We start from the raw sequence: 18,392 nt of genomic DNA, 5'->3' as shown, positions 1-18,392 counted from the left end.
GTAATATTATGTATTATTACAATATTGTGTAATAATGTAATTAATGAAAATTATAGTTTTTATTTCTTTAAAAAAGAAACTAACTTAGCTTCATAAAAGAATAAGCTTTGAGTAAAGAAATCAAGATTATCGAATGTCCTCGTGATGCTATGCAAGGTATCAAAACTTTTATTCCTACTAAAAACAAGGTTTCTTATATACAAGCTTTGCTTAGAGTTGGTTTTGATACTATTGATTTTGGAAGTTTTGTATCTCCAAAAGCCATTCCGCAAATGCAAGATACAGCCGAGGTTTTGGCACAACTTGATTTGTCGCAAACCACAAGTAAATTGCTGGCAATAATTGCAAATACACAAGGTGCGGCATTAGCAGCAGCACACGAACCGATTCAGTATTTAGGATTTCCTTTTTCTATATCTGAAAATTTTCAAATGCGAAATACTCATAAAACTATTGCTGAATCTTTAATAACACTCGAAGAAATTCTTGAGATTGCCGATAAAAAAAATAAAGAAGTTGTAACTTATCTTTCAATGGGTTTTGGAAATCCTTATGGTGATCCCTGGAACATTGAAATCGTTGGCGAATGGACAGAAAAACTAGCGGGAATGGGTGTTAAAATTTTGTCACTTTCTGACACAGTTGGAAGTTCGACGCCAGAAGTGATTACTTATCTTTTTTCCAATTTAATTCCAAAATATCCTGAAATTGAATTCGGAGCGCATTTACATACCACACCAAATAGTTGGTTCGAAAAAATTGATGCAGCAGCTAAGGCCGGCTGTACTCGTTTTGATGGAGCAATTCAGGGATTTGGCGGATGCCCAATGGCAACAGATAAACTGACAGGAAATATGCCTACAGAAAAATTGATTTCTTATTTTACAGCCAATAAAAAAACAACAGGCTTAAACTCTCTAAGTTTTGAAAGTGCCTATAATGAAGCGTCAAAATTGTTTGGAAAATTTCATTAAGAAATAACTATATTTACCTATCAAAGCAGATAATAAGTAATAACAAAATAGCGTTGTTTATTATTTAGATATAAAATAAGCCATGAAACAAACCTTTGTAAAGAGAATTTCTAGAATAGTACTTTTATCAACGTTATTCATTTCATGTTCAAGTGATCTGGATTTTGATCAACTAAAAGATCTAAAATTAGAACCTGTTTTTGTAGCCAATCTGGCTTATTTTGATGTAGCTGCAAATCAATTTGTTGATAATGGTATGGAACAGCAAATACCATTTGATGTACAAGATTTTGATGCTTTTAAAGAGAAATTTTTTAGAGATAATCTTGCTAAAGCAGAATTTAATTTCGAACTAGAAAACACCATAAATAGAGCTTTTACTCTCAATGTATTGCTCTTGAACGCTAATAATCAAATTCTCCAAACTTTAAGATTTACAATTCCCGCATATTCAGGAAGTTCAAATGTTATAAAATACCCCACAGAAGTATTTGAAAATCAAAGATTAGATTTATTAAAACAATCTACAAAAATTGGCTTTGTGATTGTAATGGCACCAGGTCCGCCATTAAGCGCAAATAGTCCGGGAAGTCTAAAATTACGTTCAAGTGCAACTGCATATATGGTAATCGAATGAGAAAAAAATACCTACTAATCATGCTGGCTCTTCAGCTAACTTGTTTCGCCCAAAACAAAGAAGTACTATACAATTTCACCGCAATTCCGCAATCATTACTTGTAAATCCAGGTGCCGATGTTTCCTATAAATACTATTTTGGAGTTCCTGTTTTATCTGGAATTTCAGCCAATATAGGATCAAGTAGTTTTTCAGCATATGATTTATTTGCAAAAAACGGAGTCGATTTTAATGATAAAGTCCGAAGCATCATTAATAATTCATCAAGCAAAGACAAAGCACAAGTCAATCAGCAACTTGAGTTATTCTCCGGAGGTTTCAGAGTAGGAGGAAAAGACAGTCAATCTTATGTTTCATTTGGTGTATATCAGGAATTTGATTTTTTAATGTACGTACCAAAAGATGAAGCTATATTAGCATTAGACGGAAATAGAGATCACATTGGCAAATCATTCAATTTAGGAGATTTAAATCTTAGAGCCGAAGCACTTTCCGTATTTCATGTTGGGTTTCATAAAAAACTAAATGAAAAACTTGTTTTAGGCGGTCGCGCAAAATTGTACTCAAGTGGAGCAAATGCTACATCAACTAAAAATTCAGGATTTATTTATACAGGACAAAGTGCAGGAACACCTAATTTGTATACCCAAACGATTTCGTCCAATTTGGAACTTAGAACCTCGGGTATTGCAACTTTTACAAAAGATGAATACGAAGGAAGTATTCCCAGTGATATTGCCCACAATACTTTTTTTAATGGTAGTTTAGGCTTAGGACTCGATGCCGGAGTTACCTATTATATTAAAGAGAATCTTCAATTGACCGCAAGTGTTGTCGATCTGGGTTTTATAAGACAATCAAAAGATATAGAAACCTTAACATATAAAGGAGAATACAAATACGAAGGCGTCAATCCTAGTTTCGATTCAACAAATGAGCCAAAAAATATTTTTGACGAATTTGATAAAGCCATTCCTCGTGACACACTTTACAATAAATACACGACTTGGAGACCAACAAAATTTTATTCCTCAATTCAATATTCGTTCGGAGAATCACGTTCTGACGAAGAGTGTAATTGTAAAGGAAAAGTTACCAGAAAATACGTCAATGCGGTAGGAGGGCAATTATTTGCAATGTCAATGCCAGTGGAGCCTTTTGTAGCTTTAACTGCTTTTTACAGACGAAGCATATTCGATAAATTAGATTTTAAAGCCACCTATACAATCGATCCATATTCAGATAAAAACATAGGTTTAGGGCTTTCAGGTACACTCGGAAAACTCAATATGTACCTTCTTGTCAATAATGTTTTGGAGTACAAAGATGTTTCAAAAGCCAATAGTATAGCATTTCAGTTTGGTTTCAATTTTGTTTTTCACGATTCAGAAGATTAATTTTTGAGTGGAATTTAAATCATAAGTTGGAATTTTGAATTTATAAAAAATGAAATTTAATTGTGAGATCTTTCCTGTAAATATAAATTTATGAATAAGTTAGTATTCAAGTTTCCAATTTATTCACTATATTTGCACGCAATTCAACTAGAAATTGCAACATGATAGCACACAACTCCAAGATTATCGGCGAAGGTTTAACTTACGACGATGTATTATTAGTACCTAACTACTCGAATGTGCTTCCTCGCGAAGTGAGTATCAAATCAAAATTCTCAAGAAATATAACGCTAAACGTTCCAATAGTATCAGCTGCTATGGATACTGTTACTGAAAGTTCTATGGCGATCGCTATGGCACAAGAGGGCGGAATTGGTGTTTTACATAAAAATATGACCATCGAGCAACAAGCTGCGAAGGTGAGAAGAGTAAAACGTGCTGAGTCAGGAATGATTATCGATCCGGTAACATTACCAATGACTTCTACGATTGCAGATGCAAAAAATGCCATGAAAGAATTCGGAATTGGCGGAATCCCAATCGTTGACGAAAACAAAATCCTAAAAGGAATCGTTACTAATCGTGATTTGCGTTTCGAGAAAAACGGAGCAAAACCAATTGCTGAGGTAATGACCAGTACAAACTTAGTTACTGTTGCTGAAGGAACTTCACTAGAACAAGCTGAAGTAGTTTTGCAAGGACATAAAATCGAAAAATTACCTGTTGTAAATGCTAACTATGAATTAGTTGGTTTAATTACTTTTAGAGATATCACTAAATTGACTCAAAAACCAATTGCAAATAAAGATGTTTTTGGTCGTTTAAGAGTAGCCGCTGCAATTGGAGTTACTGGTGATGCAGTTCAAAGAGCTGAAGCATTAGTTGCTGCAGGAGTAGATGCAATTATTATTGATACAGCACACGGACATACAGAAGGTGTAGTTAATACATTAAAAGAAGTAAAATCAAAATTCCCTCAAATAGATGTAATTGTTGGAAACATTGCGACTCCAGAAGCTGCTAAATATTTAGTTGCAAATGGTGCTGATGGTGTAAAAGTTGGAATCGGACCTGGTTCTATCTGTACAACTCGTATCGTTGCAGGTGTTGGTTTTCCTCAATTCTCAGCTGTTTTAGAAGTTGCTGCAGCTATAAAAGGAACTGGAGTTCCGGTTATCGCTGATGGTGGAATTCGTTACACTGGAGATATTCCTAAAGCAATCGCTGCAGGTGCTGACTGTGTAATGTTAGGTTCGCTTTTAGCAGGAACAAAAGAATCTCCGGGAGAAACAATTATTTTCGAAGGAAGAAAATTCAAATCGTACCGCGGAATGGGTTCTGTTGAAGCTATGCAAACGGGGTCTAAGGATCGTTACTTTCAGGATGTTGAAGACGACGTTAAAAAATTAGTTCCGGAAGGAATTGTTGGTCGTGTTCCTTACAAAGGTGAATTGAACGAAAGTATGCTTCAGTTTATTGGAGGCCTTCGCGCCGGAATGGGATATTGTGGATCAAAAGATATTCCAACTTTACAAGAAACCGGACGTTTTGTTAGAATTACGTCAAGCGGAATTACTGAAAGTCACCCACATAATGTAACTATCACAAAAGAAGCTCCAAATTATTCAAGATAATTTTAGCTTTTATTATAAAACAAAAAGGCGTAAGAATTAAATCTTACGCCTTTTTGTTTTATTTGATTTTACTAATTGTAGCTTTTTGTTTAAAGGTATTCGTCATATTCAATTTTACGGTAACATCTTCTTTTTTTAAGTCAAAATTAAATTTCATAGCCAAGATGTTTTCGTTTGTAAAATAGTTTGGAATATCATAAGTTAATTTCCCAGTTCCAGTTCCTGAAACATTAATATTGTTTTTATCAGCATCTAAAACATTAGCAGTATATACCTGATCAACATCAAAAAAAGCATTTTTGCCAACAATTTCTTTTAAATGATATGTTGTTTTGATTGACATATTAATGTTTAATCCGCCAATAGGCATGTTAAGTGGGTTATCTTGTGTAAATGATTCACCAACTTTTAACTTTTTTTCTGGCAAAGCTAACTGTTCAAATGTGCTTTGTACGATTTGAAAAACAGTATTTTTGAATGTTTCGTCAAGACCTTTTGAAACAATGGAATCTAATTTTGGTAAAGCAGTAAGCGATCCTCTTCCATAAAGAAGAGTACCGTTTGGAATAATAGTTTTTCCATTTGCATCTACAGATTTTAAGTATTCAATTACAACAGGAAAATTTCCTTCAGCGTTGATTTTTCCAGTTTTTAAAACCGATTCCATTTCTGCTGAAGTCTTTGTTATAGTTGGATTTTCTACACCTTGACTTTTTAATGCACCTAAAAGTTCTTCAGACCCTTCATAAGTAAGTTTAAATTCTGATGAAGTACTTGTTGCTTGGTCGTAACGAGTTTGCGGAGAGAATCTTAATTTAAAGTCTAAAACCTGATTTGACTGTCCGTAATTTAAAACTGTTGCGAAGATAAAAAGAAGTAAAAATTTTTTTTTCATAATGGTTTTTAATGTGGATTTTCCACTTATTTAAAAACGAAAGTAAGAAATTAAAACAACTTTGTGATTTTATTCTTTTGCTCCATATTCGCTAAATTTGGCATTCCATCCATTTTCTGAATAAGATTCTCCATGAATACCATCGCTAAGTTCAACGATATTTTCGCCATTTACAGTTATTTGAATATTGTTTTCAAAATTAGCCAATTTTTGTAATGAAAAAAGAAAATCGTGAATTGCTACATCTATACTTTTAACAACAATTTCTTTAATCAGTTCTTTTTGTGATTCATTAAATTGATTAATTTCAGTTTGTAATTTTAAATTTGATGGTGCTTTAGAGGTATTACTTAAAAGAGTTTCAGCATTCCCAATTCCTTTATCTCTTAGGTTTTTAACCAAGAGTTTTCCAAAAACATCAAGCGATTGTTTTGATTCTATAATCTTAATTGTAGTTTTAATCTTTTAAAAATATTGAAAAGTTACTCAAATTAATTTTATAAATTATTAAAACCTACTATTCAAAATATCTTCAGTCGAAACATCTGAATGTAATAATTGTTCCATTTTATAGGTCATATGTTGCGCTTCTAATGCATACCCAAACATTTTTTGCTCATAATCTGCAATCGCTGCGTCAATTGTTTCGAATTTTCCGTTGGTTAAGTTTTCTGTTAATTGAAACGCATCCATTAAACCCATATTTACACCTTCGCCTGCAAATGGAGGCATTAAGTGTGCTGCATCGCCTACAAGCGTAATATTTGAATGTTCTTTCCAAGAATCTTCTAAAGAAAATAATCGCGGCGGCAATCCTGAAAAATCTGTTGACGCTGAAAAGAGGTTTTTATAGTCGTCTCCCCAATTTTCAAAAGTCTCATTCAAAAAAGTTCTTATAGATGTATTATCTTCAAAATCAAGATTATTGTTTAAAATCCAATTTTCATTTGCTTTAAACGAAACGCCAAAATGGACAGAACCATCACGTAAAGTGTGCGTGTAAAACATTTTTTGTTCTCCCATGGCCATCACATTTCCGTTACCGTATTTAGGTTTGAAATCAGGATAATCTAGGTCCGGATTTGCAATTTCGCCCTGAATAATATAGGTTCCAGAAAGTTGAGTTTCTTTATCAGTAACAAATTTTCGGGCATTTGATCTTCCGCCGTTGGCCACAATCACAAAATCAGCAATTATTTTGGTGCCATTTTTAAATTCTAAATGATATTGATCGGCTATCTTTTCAATATGAGTTAAATGGCTGTCCCAAACAACAGTGTTTTCCTGAAGATTTTCGAGCATGATTTTTCTTAAATCATTGCGATCAATTTCCGGACGAAAATATGCATTTTCTTCGTTTGGCATTTCCTCAGCAGTTATGTTTCCATGCATATCAGCCATTTTTTCGCCTGTTGGTCTTGCGTAGCGATAAAATTCGTCCATTAGTTCCGCTTTTTGAATCGCCTTCTGTCCTGAATCCGAATGTATGTCAAGTGTTCCTCCTGAAGTTCTGGCTTGTGCGTTGATGTCTCTTTCGTATACGGTTACGTCGGCACCATTGATTTGTAAAATTCTAGCTGTTGTTAAACCAACCGGCCCGCCGCCAATGATGACGATTTTTTTATCTTTTATTAGTGAATTGCTCATGTCTTACTTAAGTAAATGTGGTTAATTTGACCGCAAATATATAAATAATAAATGAACGTTTATTCATTATTAAAAAAAATAAAAATTATAAGCTTTTAAGGTTAAGGTTGTGATAAGGTATGATTGAATTGTTTCTGGCCCTAGTGGTTTGGTTAATCATGATTTGGTAAAGGGTTTGTTTAAAAGTATTGCCTTAAAAAAAAAGATGAGCCAAACCATTTAACAAATGATTTTGGCTCATCTTAGTGATACAACTTTCTTTTTATAGAATATTTTATGGAGCAGAAGTTTCGGCTTCTCTTAATTTCTGATTTTCCAAAATTGCTTGTATAAAAGGTTGGGTTTGGGTTTCTATTTCGGCTTCAGAAATATCCAGCGCTTTTGGATTTTTGACTAACTCAAACCACGGTTTTGGTCCATCAAAATTATATTTTCCAAAAACGACAACTGGAGTTCCTTTTACTTTAACATTTTCTCGATCTTTCAAGATCCATTCATTAGCCCATTTATAAAGATACTTCGCATCATTTTCTTGTAATCTTAGGCAAGAATGCGACGCTGGATATCCCGGAAGCTCATATTGATGAAAACCAACACCCAATTTATTCTCAATATTAAAATTCCATTTTAAGTCCCATTCGTCATTAAAAGTGCTGGTTGTTTTTTCAGCTTTCCAATTGGTGAAAAATAATCCAGTTGGAGTAGGATCCTTTTTTCTACCCATATTTGTTGGGCCAGTATAAACAAGTTCGCCGTTTTCGTAAGCGGCAAAGGTTTGCGCAGGATAAGAGAAAATGATCACTTTCGTAACTTCTTCTAAGGATTTAACGTGCAAAGGAAAGGGAAGATAATAAACTAAATCACCCGTAAAATCAGCTGGAATAACGACTGAATCCATTTTGGCGAAATGTGATTTATCAGTTCTATTTAGAGCGTATGCAATACGAAGTTTAATACTATCTGCTTCATTTGATTTCAGCCATTCTTTCGTTTTTTCGAAATGGTAAGATATTGATTTGGGCTTTATATGCTCAATTGTTTTTCTAGGCTTTGCTTTAGTTTCATTCGCTTCGTTCTTTTTGCAAGAACTTATCAGAACTAAAACAACCAATAGTAAGATGTTTGATGTGTAATATAACTTTCTCATAAATCGAATTTTTATAATAGTAAAGTTATTTTTTAAATACTTAAACGAATTACACAATTTACTGATTTGGTTATTTGATTTTCATTTTTTTATTCCCAATTTTTTATTTCCTCTAATTTGATTTCATATTCAATTTTATTTCCTGATTCAAAATATTCTTTTTCAAAAATAATCTTGTTATCGTCAAATTTTAAAGGTTTTATAAAACCTTTATCTGTTCTTGACATTTGGGCAATTTTTCTGTTTTCTAAATTTATAATAGTTAATATTGTAATGGGACCTTTTTGATAATCAGTAGTTAACCATTCTTGTAGTGCTAAATATTTGGATTCGGGGTGCCATTTAAATTCAAAACCGAAAATTTTATTCTTTAAAATTAGTCCATCTAACTTGATTTGAAAATAAGGTGGTCCAAAACGAATCTCTCCTTCAAAAATAAAATCAAATGCATGCTTTTTCTCAGGAGATTTGTATGCTCCAATATTTTCTGCTTCCATATTAAACTATAGATTTTATTTCCTTTAATTCGTCGAGAATTAATTTAAAGACCTTAAGTACAGATTTTAAAATTTCCATATCATCAATTTCGCCATCTATATAATACGATAGTTCAAATTCGTTTTCCGGCAGTTCTCCTTCCCAGATTCCTTTTTGATGCGAAATTTGAATATTAACCTCTTTTTGAGATTCGAGCAGATTTCTAATTTCTTTATTTCGTAATAATGATTTTATTTTAAACTCATTATTGCTTTTAATTGTAAAAGCTTTGTCAAATTCTGGATAACCAATCTCAATATCCTGAGCTCCAAAAAGTTTTTCAATTTTCCGGACAAATCCTTCGCGATAGATTTCAAATTTAAATTATCTGTAAAAGTAATGGGGGCTACAACTCGAGTCATTTGAGTGCTGTATTTACCAGACCATAATGTGTAATTGTCAAAAATAATTTTCCAATTTTTGTAGTCAATTGTGTTTGAGTCTGAACGCCATGAATAGCCTTCTTTAAAAGTGCCATTAGTTTGTTTTGCGAATTCTTGCCAGAAATTGATTTGGTTTTTCATAAAACTTTAAGTCGATTGTTCTTTCCAAGATTTCAAAAACCATTTTCCGTTTATTTTTTCAAAATAAAAATCTGAGTAAATTCCATTATCAATTCCTCTAATCTCAACATTCATTAGATTGTTTTTTAATATATTCTTCTGACTGTATCGATCAAGCTCTCTAGTTAATGCATCTTTAGGGTAAGTGAAATCTAGTTTTGTATATTCAGACTTTGAAATAGTTCTTTCTTTAAATCCTGACTTGTTTTCCTTTATTTCTTCCATACTTTCTAAGTCAATTTCTTTGACTTTCAATGGGAATTTTACTCTGCTAATTTGAAAAAGAGAATCACGACTGAAATCTTTTAAGAAGTCTTCAAAATTTTCGTCAGCGATTTTTGAAGCTGGTTTTTTAATTTTAATATTTTCGACTTTCGGTTTTTCAAGTCTCTTATTGTCTGGCTTGATGCTTTCATTTTTGCAGTTTACAAATAAAAATGAAAGCAATAAAAGTGAAATTGCTGGCTTTGGATTCATGATCTTTTGAAAATAAATTAAATCAGACCTTTAATTTTAGCATGCTGTAATAAGATAATAGTTTTGGCATCTGTAATTTCGCCAGATTCAATCATAGCATAAGCTTCGTCAAAAGTATATTCAAGAACTTGAATGTTTTCTTGTTCAGAAGCTAATCCGCCGCCTTCGCTTACTTTCATGCTTTCGTCATACTCTCCAACAAAAAGATATAAGATCTCTGTTACAGCACCTGGCGACATATAAGTTTCTACCACTTTTTGTACTTTGCTTAAACGATATCCAGTTTCTTCTTCGGTTTCGCGAATAATAGCTTGTTCAGGATTATCCTGGTCCAAAAGTCCGGCGCAAACCTCAATCATCATTCCGCTTTTATTTCCGTTAAGGAAAGTCGGTAAACGAAATTGTCGGGTTAAAATAACTGTTTTTTTTGTAGTGTTGAATAATAAAATTCCAGCTCCGTTTCCGCGATCATAAACTTCACGGACATGAGTTTGTATTTTTTCGTTTTCTTTTTGATAGCTGAAAGTTACCTTGTTTAAGATATACCAATTGTCTGATAGTAAAGAAGTTTCGGTAATTTTTATTTCCGGATTTTTCATAAGGCAAATAAATTTGTATAAAAAAACGCCCTGATTATCAGAGCGTTTAGAGATTGTTATTTTGTTATCGTTTGCTTTCTGTCTGGCCCAACAGATACAATCTTGATTGGCACACCAACTTCAGCTTCAATAAATTCAATATATTCTTTTAACTCTGTAGGCAATTGATCGTAAGTGGTCATTCCAGTTAAATCAGCTTGCCATCCTTTAAATTCTTTATAAATAGGAGTCACATTTTCTGGCTCGATGTTATAAGGAAAGTGAGAGATATTTTGTCCTTTATAGTTGTACTCAGTACATACTTTTAAAGTTTCGAATCCAGAAAGAACGTCGCCTTTCATCATCATTAATTGAGTTACTCCGTTTACCTGAACAGCATATTTAAGAGCTACTAAGTCTAACCATCCGCAACGTCTTTGTCTTCCTGTAACAGATCCAAATTCGTTTCCAACTCTTGCCATTGTAGCACCAACTTCGTCAAAAAGTTCAGTTGGGAAAGGTCCGCTACCAACACGTGTAACGTATGCTTTAAAAATTCCGTAAACTTCTTTGATTTTATTAGGAGCAATTCCTAAACCAGTACAAGCTCCGGCAGCTGTAGTATTTGATGAAGTTACGAAAGGATAAGTTCCGAAATCAACATCTAATAAAGAACCTTGAGCTCCTTCGCATAAAATAGATTTACCAGCTTTTTGAGCTTGGTACATATATTCTTCACTGTCAATAAAATCTAATTTTTTTAATTCTTCGATAGCTTCAAAAAACTCTTTTTCAAGTTCAGCTAAGTTGTATTGAATCGCTACATCATAAAAAGCAATCATAGCTTCATGCTTGTCTGCCAATGCTCTGTAACGCTCTTTGAAATCTTCTAATTCGATATCTCCAACACGCAATCCGTTTCTACCAGTTTTGTCCATGTAAGTTGGACCAATTCCTTTTAATGTAGAACCAATTTTTGCTTTTCCTTTAGATGCTTCAGATGCTGCATCTAATAAACGGTGTGTTGGTAAGATTAAATGTGCTTTTCTCGAAATGATCAATTTACTTTTGATGTCAAGGTTGAATTTCTCTAAACCTTCAATTTCTTTTTGAAAAACTACAGGATCTATTACAACACCATTTCCGATGATGTTTATTGATTTTTTATGAAAAATTCCTGAAGGAATGGTTCTAAGTACGTGTTTAATTCCGTCAAATTCTAATGTATGTCCTGCGTTTGGTCCTCCTTGAAAACGTGCAATGATATCATAATTTGAGGTAAGAACGTCAACAATTTTCCCTTTACCTTCATCTCCCCATTGTAATCCTAGTAATAAATCTACCGTCATTCTGTTTTAATTTGCGTTGAGGCAATTTGAGTTGCCCTACTGATTAATGTAGTTAATTTTCTTTTTTTTTTATTTTGTAAATAATACCTTTTCGGGATTATTGTTTTTGCTTTTTGTTTCCGTAGAAATAAAGTGAGTGATTCGTAATTTCGATATCAAATATTTCTTCGATTGTTTTTTTGATGGTTTGAATTCTTGGATCGCAAAATTCAATCACTTCACCAGAATCAGTCATGATAATGTGATCGTGTTGTTTGTCAAAATACGATTTTTCGTAGTAAGCCTGATTTTGCCCAAATTGATGTTTTCTAACCAAAGCGCAGTCTAACAGTAACTCAATCGTGTTGTATAAAGTTGCTCTACTCACACGATAGTTCTTGTTTTTCATCTTGATATAAAGGTTTTCTATATCAAAATGTTCTTCGCTATCGTAAATTTCCTGAAGTATAGCATAACGCTCAGGAGTTTTGCGATGCCCTTTTTGTTCAAGATACATTGTAAATACATTTTTTACAATTTCTTGATTCTTAGTGTTGTCAGTTGAAATGAGTGTCATATCCGGCAAAGATAATTTTTTATTTTTAATGAATAAAAGTTTCGTGTTTAAAGTTTAGTTATAAAACCCTTATAGATAGGTTAAAAAGTTAGGTTCTATATTCTCTGGTAACTTTATCAACTCCATCAATTTTTTTAATCGCATTGATCATTTTTTTCAAAATCGTATTATTTTGAACAATAACTGCAATCTGCCCATGAAAAATTCCAGCATCTGTACTCAACGAAATGCTCTGAATATTTACGCTCATATTGTTCGATATCACTCTGGTTAATTGATTTGTAAGTCCCAAAACATCCATTCCTGTAATGTTGATAATGGCTTTGAATTCTTCTTGAGAAGAGTCAATCCATTTGGCACTCATAATACGATATGCATAGTTAGATTGCATTCCTATTGCGTTCGGACAATCCTTTTTATGCACTTTAATTCCCTCGTTTATAGTTACGAAACCAAAAACATCATCTCCCGGAATTGGGTTACAGCATGGCGAAAGTTTATAATCGAGTTTATCATGTTCCGTCCCAAAAACCAACATGTCATAATTACTACTGATTACCGGTTTATGAATATCGTCGTCTGCGGTATCTTTATTTCTTTTAATTTTATTTTTAAAGAAATTAATAAACGAGTTGCTTTTTTGAGCTGCGTAATCTTTTAATTGCTGATTTTCGATCGCACCAATTCCAACTCTGTAAAATAAATCTAAACTGGTTTTAAGTTTGAAAAAGTTAACCAATTCATTGATTACTTGTTCGCTAATTGTTATTTTTAAATGCTTAAGTTTTCTGGTAAGTAATTCTTTTCCTTCTTCAGCAATTTTCTTGGTATTCTCGTTAAGAACATTTTTAATTTTATTTTTCGCTCTCGAAGTAGTTACATACTCCAACCAGTTTACCGTTGGTTTTTGGTTGGCAGAAGTAATTACTTCGACCTGATCTCCACTTTTTAATTCATGATTTAACGGAACCAAACGCCCGTTTACACGCGTTCCTCTGGTTTTAATTCCAATCTCAGAGTGAATACTAAAGGCAAAGTCAAGAGATGTGGCGCCTTTTGGCAACGATTTGATTTCTCCTTTTGGAGTAAAGACAAAGATTTCTTTTGAATATAAATTCATTTTAAAATCTTCGACAAAATCAACCGCATTGGTTTCTTGATTTTCTAATGCTTCGCGAAGTAAATTCAACCAAACATCTAAGCCGCTTTCTTCGTTCGCGCCATTTTTATATTTGTAATGTGCTGCATAACCTTTTTCAGCAATTTCATCCATACGTTCGCTTCGAACTTGCACTTCAACCCAGCGGCCTTTTGGTCCCATAACGGTAATGTGCAAAGCTTCGTATCCTGTTGATTTTGGAGATGAAATCCAGTCACGCAAACGGCTTGGACTTGGTCTGTAATGATCTGTTACGATCGAATAGATTTTCCATGCCACAAACTTTTCGTCGTGCGGATCTGATTTGTAAACAATTCTTAAGGCAAATTTGTCATAAACTTCGTCAAAACTCACATTTTGAGCACGCATTTTTCGGCGAATCGAATAAATAGATTTCGGACGACCTTTTATAATATAATCGATACCTTCACTATCTAAAGATTTCTTTAAAACATCAGAAATGTCTTTGATATAAGCATCCTGCTCTTCTTTAGTTTCTCTAATCTTGCTTACAATATCATTGTAAACGGCCGGTTCAGTATATTTTAATCCTAAATCCTCCAACTTAGTTTTAATATTATAAAGACCTAAACGATGGGCGAGAGGAGCATAGATATAAAGTGTTTCTGAGGCAATTTTAGTTTGTTTGTATTCTGCCATCGAATCCATTGTTTGCATATTGTGCAAACGATCCGCTAATTTTATTAAAATTACGCGAACATCGTCGTTCAAAGTCAGGATCATTTTTCTAAAATTCTCTGCCTGCATTGAAGCATTCAGGTCTTTTTGAACCAATGAAATTTTAGTCAAACCTTCGACCAATTGAGCCACTTTTGGATTGAACAAACGTTCAATGTCTTCAACCGTCATTGGAGTATCTTCTACAACATCATGCAATAAAGCCGCGGCAATAGAGGTCGCTCCCAAACCAATTTCGGAGGCAACAATTTTCGCAACTGCAATAGGATGAAAGATATACGCTTCGCCAGATTTTCGTCTTTGCTCTTTATGAGCATCAACGGCAACATCAAATGCTTTACGTATAAGTTTTTTGTCGGTTGGGCTTAAAGTCTGATAACTGATTCGAAGTAATTCTTTATACTCTTGCGCAATTGCTTTATTTTCTTTTTCAATATCTATTTCTATCATAACGGCATAGTTCAAGTACTAAAAATAGGAAAAAAAAAATATATACACAAGGGAATAGAGGGTTGATTTTAGAATGAAATTATTTTGTTTCAGGTTTCAGGTTTTAAGTTTTTAAGCGCTGTTTTCACACTCAGTTTTTGACCTGAAACTTGAAACCTGAAACAAAAATTACTCTTTCGAAAAATCCAGATCCTGAAAATCGTAACTAAAATCAGTTAACTCAGAAATCGGAAGCATTTTTAAGTTGATGACTTTTCCGTTTTCATCGTATTTAAAAAGTAAATGTGCATCTGCGTGAAAAAAAGCATTATTCCATTTTACAACATAGTTTCCATCTTTATAGAAAAAGACTTCACCAGCTAATTGGGGCGAACGTTTTGAAGCAAAATATACTTTTCCTTTTTTCTCTATAATAGTAACTTCTCCAAACCAATTGTCTCTGTAAGTTCCTGTAATTTTAGAAAAATCAGTTTTTACTTTATCTTTTTTGTTTTTAGCAACAGTTGCCCAAACTTCATCAGTAACTTTATCAGCTGATTCTTCGTTGGCTTTCATTCGGTTACTGTAAACGGTTACATAATCATCCGATTTAATACCTAAATAACTGTCCTTAATTGTATTTGTAATTGCGCTAAAAGCCGCTCCGGATTGCTGATTTGTCAAAACAATAATCCCTAATCCTAATTCCGGAATCAAAGTCGTTTGCGTTACATTTCCTTCTAAACCGCCTGTGTGCGAAACTTGTTTGTATCCTTTTACATCATTTAGAAACCACCCTAAACCATATCCGTTAAAATGAGTGTTATATGGAGGTCTTGTTTTTGTTGGAATTATCGTTTGCAATTGCCACATTTCATCGTGTTCTTTTTCAGAAAACAATTGTTTGTTGTCACCGTATTTTCCGTTATTGATTTGTATAATAGCCCATTTACTCAAATCGTTTACACTTGAATAAATTCCGGCTGCTCCATCAAAAAGCTGATTTTCGTAACGCTTTATGGTTTTTAGTTTTCCATCAAGCGGAACGTGTGGTGTAATTACGTTTGTAGTATCTTTTAATCGTTTTACAGATGCGACACTATTATTCATTTCAAGAGGTTTCATGATGCGTTCTTCAACAAAGTCAGCCCAGGTTTTACCACTTACAACATGCACAATTTCGCCCGCGATAATGTACATTAAATTATCATAATCGTATTTGGTTCTAAAGCTCGAAACCGGTTTTAAATATCTTAAATTATGAATGATGTCTTGGGCTTTAAAATCGCTTCCGTCAGGCCAAATCATTAAATCTCCGGCACCAAGTCCAAGTCCGCTTCTGTGCGTTAATAAATCACGAATAGTAAATTCACGTGTTACAAAATCATCATACATTTTAAAATCCGGAAGATATTTTACCACTTTATCGTCCCATTTTATTTTGCCTTCATCCACCAACATTGCAAGAGCCGCAGATGTAAAAGCTTTACTGTTTGATGCAATTCCGAATAATGTGTTAGCGTCTACTTTTTGTTGTGTGATAACCGATTTTACGCCATAGCCTTTTGCCAAAACTACTTTTCCGTCTTTTACAATTGCAACAGCAATTCCGGGAACATCAAAAGCTTTTATAGTGCGATTTACCAACTCATCTACTTCTTGATTGGTTATTTGTGCCGAAACGGAAAAACTAAATAATAATGCTAAAAGAGATAATTTGTAATTCATAATTTAAAGTTTTGGTTTAATTAAATCCTCGTTGACGTTTGGCTTCAAAAATTAAAATAGCAGCTGCGACAGAGACATTCATGCTGTCGATTTCGCCCTGCATAGGTATAATGATATTTTGAGTAGCGGCATCGCGCCAATCCTGCGTTAATCCTGTGGCTTCTGTACCTACAACCAAAGCGGTTGGCGTAGTAAAGTCTTGTGTATGATAAGAAGTTGAATTTTGTAATGTAGCGCAGTAAAAATCAATCTTTTTTTCTTTTAAAAAAGCAATGATTTCTGCTGTAGTTCCTGTTGCAATTTGGTTTGTAAACAAACATCCTACGCTTGAGCGAACTATATTTGGATTGTATAAATCACTTTTTGGATTGGCAATTAATACGGCATCAAGATTTGCAGCATCTGCGGTTCGTAAAAGTGCACCAATATTCCCTGGTTTTTCGGGAGCTTCTGCTACTAAAATCAGCGGATTATCAGATAATTTTAAATCAGCTAATGACATTGATTTGGTTTTAGCTATTGCCAAAATACCTTCTGTAGTATCTCGATAAGCCAATTTTTGGTAAACTTCTTTGTTGATCTCAATTAATGGAACTGGGTTTTTTACCAATTTATTAATCTGATTTTCAGTTACTAATTCCGGTAAAAATAAAACCGTTTCTATTTCGTAACCGCCTTTTATTGCTAATGAAATTTCGCGTAAGCCTTCAATCAAAAATGTTCCGGTTTGTTTTCTGGCTTTCGCCTTTTCTTGTAATAATACGAGCGATTTTATAAACGGATTTTGTACTGAAGTAATTTGTTTCATTTTTTTAAGCTACTAAGGTTCTAAGGCGCTAAGGTACTGAGATTTTTTTAAAAAAGAGGCAAAGAGACATAGATGCAAAGGTCCAGAGGTTTTCTTTATGTACGGTTAAAAAATTTTGCCACGAATTACACGAATTTCCCTTAATTTTTACTCGCATTGAAGCAAAAACTAATTCACGGAAATTGGTGTAATTCGTGGCAAAAAAACTATTCTTCTTTAGGAGTGTTTTCTTCTAAAAGTGCTGTTTCTTCTTCCTGAGGTCTTGTTGTAACTTGATCTTTTTTGCCGAATAAAAATTTTCTTAACCCTGCAAAAGCTGCAGCGATTGCCAAGAATATGATTTTTCCGAATTTAGCAATGATAGCAAAGAATCCTACTTTTGCTAAAACTTTTCCTGCTACTAATCCTCCAATAGTCCAGGCCGCAACGGTATCAGTATCAGCATCGAAATCTAAATATTTGTGTCCGTCATTGAATTTTATACTTTTTAAGATTCCTGGAATACTCGCTTTTACTTCCGCAAGTTCATCCATTCCAGCTACTGCCGAAATGTTGTACATTCCTTTTCTGCCTAAAACTCTTAAATCATAATTTAAAGTATTGGCTTCATCCTTACCAAATTTTAATTCTTTTGCCCAGTGTAATACTTTTAAAGTGTTATCATAATAGGGTTTGGAAGCCCATCCAATTAATTGAACTTCTGGATAACCACCTTTTTTACGTTCTTCATTTTCTGCCTGAACGTCTTCTTTCATGGTCTTAAGTAAATCATCATAGTCGATATCGCCTGCGTCATCATCTTTTACAAAACCATCTCCCTGATAGCTAATTACAAACATCCAACTGTTTGCGTGTGTTACACCTTTACCGTCAGGAACAAGTGATCCTAAAACAGTTTTGTCTTCGGGATTACCCCATAAATTACTTAAAACGTCTTGAGTTTGCGTTGCATTCAAAAATTTAAATCCTTTAGGAACATTTAGCGTTCCATCTCCTTCCGGTAAAGTAATTTTTCCTGATTCGTATTTTAATGATTTTTCGATATTCTCATAATATGCCACAAGAGTATCTGAATTTTGAGCTGCTATTTTTGGAATAAAAAAAGCGGATAATAATAGAACTAATAAGGTTTTTTTCATTTTAGTAGATTGGTTTTGGTTGGTTTATTTAAGGTTGTT

The 18,392-nt window shown here is 33.4% G+C and carries 18 protein-coding genes; 4 read left to right on the top strand and 14 right to left on the bottom strand.

Annotated elements, in window-relative coordinates; all coding sequences use genetic code 11:
- The first annotated feature begins 107 nt into the window (after positions 1 to 107).
- The 4 genes from ACHRVZ_RS04850 (at position 108) to guaB (ending at position 4,642) form a co-directional block, all read left to right on the top strand.
- On the top strand, positions 108 to 974 hold the full coding sequence (locus ACHRVZ_RS04850; protein ID WP_395421052.1) for a hydroxymethylglutaryl-CoA lyase: 867 nt from the start codon (positions 108 to 110) through the stop codon (positions 972 to 974).
- Between the two features lie 82 nt (positions 975 to 1,056).
- Positions 1,057 to 1,611, top strand: coding sequence for a hypothetical protein (locus tag ACHRVZ_RS04845; RefSeq protein ID WP_395421051.1), 555 nt, complete (start codon positions 1,057 to 1,059; stop codon positions 1,609 to 1,611).
- Complete coding sequence (locus ACHRVZ_RS04840) at positions 1,608 to 3,008, top strand: DUF5723 family protein (RefSeq protein WP_395421050.1); 1,401 nt, start codon at positions 1,608 to 1,610, stop codon at positions 3,006 to 3,008. The genes ACHRVZ_RS04845 and ACHRVZ_RS04840 overlap by 4 nt, the downstream gene beginning before the upstream one ends.
- A 161-nt stretch (positions 3,009 to 3,169) precedes the next feature.
- Positions 3,170 to 4,642 (top strand): IMP dehydrogenase, encoded by a 1,473-nt coding sequence (guaB, locus tag ACHRVZ_RS04835; RefSeq protein WP_041519716.1) that lies wholly within the window; start codon positions 3,170 to 3,172, stop codon positions 4,640 to 4,642.
- 58 nt (positions 4,643 to 4,700) lie between these two features.
- Here guaB and ACHRVZ_RS04830 read toward each other — a convergent pair whose 3' ends face one another.
- The 14 genes from ACHRVZ_RS04830 to ACHRVZ_RS04765 form a co-directional block, all read right to left on the bottom strand.
- Positions 4,701 to 5,537, bottom strand: a complete 837-nt coding sequence (locus tag ACHRVZ_RS04830) for a hypothetical protein (RefSeq protein WP_395421049.1) — start codon at positions 5,535 to 5,537, stop codon at positions 4,701 to 4,703.
- A gap of 69 nt (positions 5,538 to 5,606) precedes the next feature.
- The gene (locus tag ACHRVZ_RS04825; protein WP_395421048.1) at positions 5,607 to 5,939 is read right to left on the bottom strand and encodes a DUF6547 family protein; all 333 of its coding nucleotides are present in this window, start codon (positions 5,937 to 5,939) and stop codon (positions 5,607 to 5,609) included.
- 105 nt (positions 5,940 to 6,044) lie between these two features.
- The gene (locus tag ACHRVZ_RS04820) at positions 6,045 to 7,184 is read right to left on the bottom strand and encodes an FAD-dependent oxidoreductase (RefSeq protein WP_395421047.1); all 1,140 of its coding nucleotides are present in this window, start codon (positions 7,182 to 7,184) and stop codon (positions 6,045 to 6,047) included.
- Between the two features lie 274 nt (positions 7,185 to 7,458).
- Positions 7,459 to 8,331, bottom strand: a complete 873-nt coding sequence (locus ACHRVZ_RS04815; protein ID WP_395421046.1) for a L,D-transpeptidase — start codon at positions 8,329 to 8,331, stop codon at positions 7,459 to 7,461.
- An 89-nt stretch (positions 8,332 to 8,420) separates the two neighbouring features.
- Positions 8,421 to 8,828, bottom strand: a complete 408-nt coding sequence (locus ACHRVZ_RS04810) for a hypothetical protein (protein ID WP_395421045.1) — start codon at positions 8,826 to 8,828, stop codon at positions 8,421 to 8,423.
- 231 nt (positions 8,829 to 9,059) lie between these two features.
- Positions 9,060 to 9,392 carry a hypothetical protein gene (locus tag ACHRVZ_RS04805; protein ID WP_395421044.1) on the bottom strand — a complete coding sequence of 111 codons (333 nt, stop codon included), beginning with the start codon at positions 9,390 to 9,392 and terminating at the stop codon, positions 9,060 to 9,062.
- Positions 9,393 to 9,398: 6 nt separating this feature from the next.
- Complete coding sequence (locus ACHRVZ_RS04800; RefSeq protein ID WP_395421043.1) at positions 9,399 to 9,908, bottom strand: DUF4348 domain-containing protein; 510 nt, start codon at positions 9,906 to 9,908, stop codon at positions 9,399 to 9,401.
- Positions 9,909 to 9,925: 17 nt separating this feature from the next.
- On the bottom strand, positions 9,926 to 10,507 hold the full coding sequence (locus ACHRVZ_RS04795; RefSeq protein WP_395421042.1) for an NUDIX domain-containing protein: 582 nt from the start codon (positions 10,505 to 10,507) through the stop codon (positions 9,926 to 9,928).
- A 56-nt stretch (positions 10,508 to 10,563) separates the two neighbouring features.
- Entirely contained in the window at positions 10,564 to 11,835 is a 1,272-nt protein-coding gene (locus ACHRVZ_RS04790; protein WP_395421041.1) for an adenylosuccinate synthase, read from the bottom strand.
- A 97-nt stretch (positions 11,836 to 11,932) separates the two neighbouring features.
- Entirely contained in the window at positions 11,933 to 12,391 is a 459-nt protein-coding gene (locus tag ACHRVZ_RS04785) for a Fur family transcriptional regulator (protein ID WP_026981862.1), read from the bottom strand.
- An 88-nt stretch (positions 12,392 to 12,479) separates the two neighbouring features.
- Positions 12,480 to 14,699, bottom strand: coding sequence for a RelA/SpoT family protein (locus tag ACHRVZ_RS04780; protein WP_395421040.1), 2,220 nt, complete (start codon positions 14,697 to 14,699; stop codon positions 12,480 to 12,482).
- A 168-nt stretch (positions 14,700 to 14,867) separates the two neighbouring features.
- Positions 14,868 to 16,406 (bottom strand): serine hydrolase, encoded by a 1,539-nt coding sequence (locus ACHRVZ_RS04775; RefSeq protein WP_395421039.1) that lies wholly within the window; start codon positions 16,404 to 16,406, stop codon positions 14,868 to 14,870.
- 16 nt (positions 16,407 to 16,422) lie between these two features.
- Positions 16,423 to 17,214 carry a TrmH family RNA methyltransferase gene (locus ACHRVZ_RS04770; protein WP_395421038.1) on the bottom strand — a complete coding sequence of 264 codons (792 nt, stop codon included), beginning with the start codon at positions 17,212 to 17,214 and terminating at the stop codon, positions 16,423 to 16,425.
- 206 nt (positions 17,215 to 17,420) lie between these two features.
- Positions 17,421 to 18,353: a DUF2167 domain-containing protein gene (locus ACHRVZ_RS04765; RefSeq protein WP_395421037.1), complete on the bottom strand. Its 933-nt coding sequence runs from the start codon at positions 18,351 to 18,353 to the stop codon at positions 17,421 to 17,423.
- Positions 18,354 to 18,392 lie beyond the last annotated feature (39 nt).

The organism is Flavobacterium sp. FlaQc-57, assembly GCF_044007395.1.
Lineage (GTDB): Bacteria > Bacteroidota > Bacteroidia > Flavobacteriales > Flavobacteriaceae > Flavobacterium.
This window is presented reverse-complemented; position numbering and strand designations above follow the sequence as displayed.

Excerpts from the sequence above, each read along its gene's own strand:
- ACHRVZ_RS04845 (WP_395421051.1), top strand. The coding sequence starts at position 1,057 with ATGAAACAAACCTTTGTAAAGAGAATTTCTAGAATAGTACTTTTATCA.
- ACHRVZ_RS04840 (WP_395421050.1), top strand. The coding sequence starts at position 1,608 with ATGAGAAAAAAATACCTACTAATCATGCTGGCTCTTCAGCTAACTTGT.
- guaB (WP_041519716.1), top strand. The coding sequence starts at position 3,170 with ATGATAGCACACAACTCCAAGATTATCGGCGAAGGTTTAACTTACGAC.
- ACHRVZ_RS04830 (WP_395421049.1), bottom strand. The coding sequence starts at position 5,537 with ATGAAAAAAAAATTTTTACTTCTTTTTATCTTCGCAACAGTTTTAAAT.
- ACHRVZ_RS04820 (WP_395421047.1), bottom strand. The coding sequence starts at position 7,184 with ATGAGCAATTCACTAATAAAAGATAAAAAAATCGTCATCATTGGCGGC.
- ACHRVZ_RS04815 (WP_395421046.1), bottom strand. The coding sequence starts at position 8,331 with ATGAGAAAGTTATATTACACATCAAACATCTTACTATTGGTTGTTTTA.
- ACHRVZ_RS04810 (WP_395421045.1), bottom strand. The coding sequence starts at position 8,828 with ATGGAAGCAGAAAATATTGGAGCATACAAATCTCCTGAGAAAAAGCAT.
- ACHRVZ_RS04805 (WP_395421044.1), bottom strand. The coding sequence starts at position 9,392 with ATGAAAAACCAAATCAATTTCTGGCAAGAATTCGCAAAACAAACTAAT.
- ACHRVZ_RS04800 (WP_395421043.1), bottom strand. The coding sequence starts at position 9,908 with ATGAATCCAAAGCCAGCAATTTCACTTTTATTGCTTTCATTTTTATTT.
- ACHRVZ_RS04795 (WP_395421042.1), bottom strand. The coding sequence starts at position 10,507 with ATGAAAAATCCGGAAATAAAAATTACCGAAACTTCTTTACTATCAGAC.
- ACHRVZ_RS04790 (WP_395421041.1), bottom strand. The coding sequence starts at position 11,835 with ATGACGGTAGATTTATTACTAGGATTACAATGGGGAGATGAAGGTAAA.
- ACHRVZ_RS04785 (WP_026981862.1), bottom strand. The coding sequence starts at position 12,391 with ATGACACTCATTTCAACTGACAACACTAAGAATCAAGAAATTGTAAAA.
- ACHRVZ_RS04780 (WP_395421040.1), bottom strand. The coding sequence starts at position 14,699 with ATGATAGAAATAGATATTGAAAAAGAAAATAAAGCAATTGCGCAAGAG.
- ACHRVZ_RS04775 (WP_395421039.1), bottom strand. The coding sequence starts at position 16,406 with ATGAATTACAAATTATCTCTTTTAGCATTATTATTTAGTTTTTCCGTT.
- ACHRVZ_RS04770 (WP_395421038.1), bottom strand. The coding sequence starts at position 17,214 with ATGAAACAAATTACTTCAGTACAAAATCCGTTTATAAAATCGCTCGTA.
- ACHRVZ_RS04765 (WP_395421037.1), bottom strand. The coding sequence starts at position 18,353 with ATGAAAAAAACCTTATTAGTTCTATTATTATCCGCTTTTTTTATTCCA.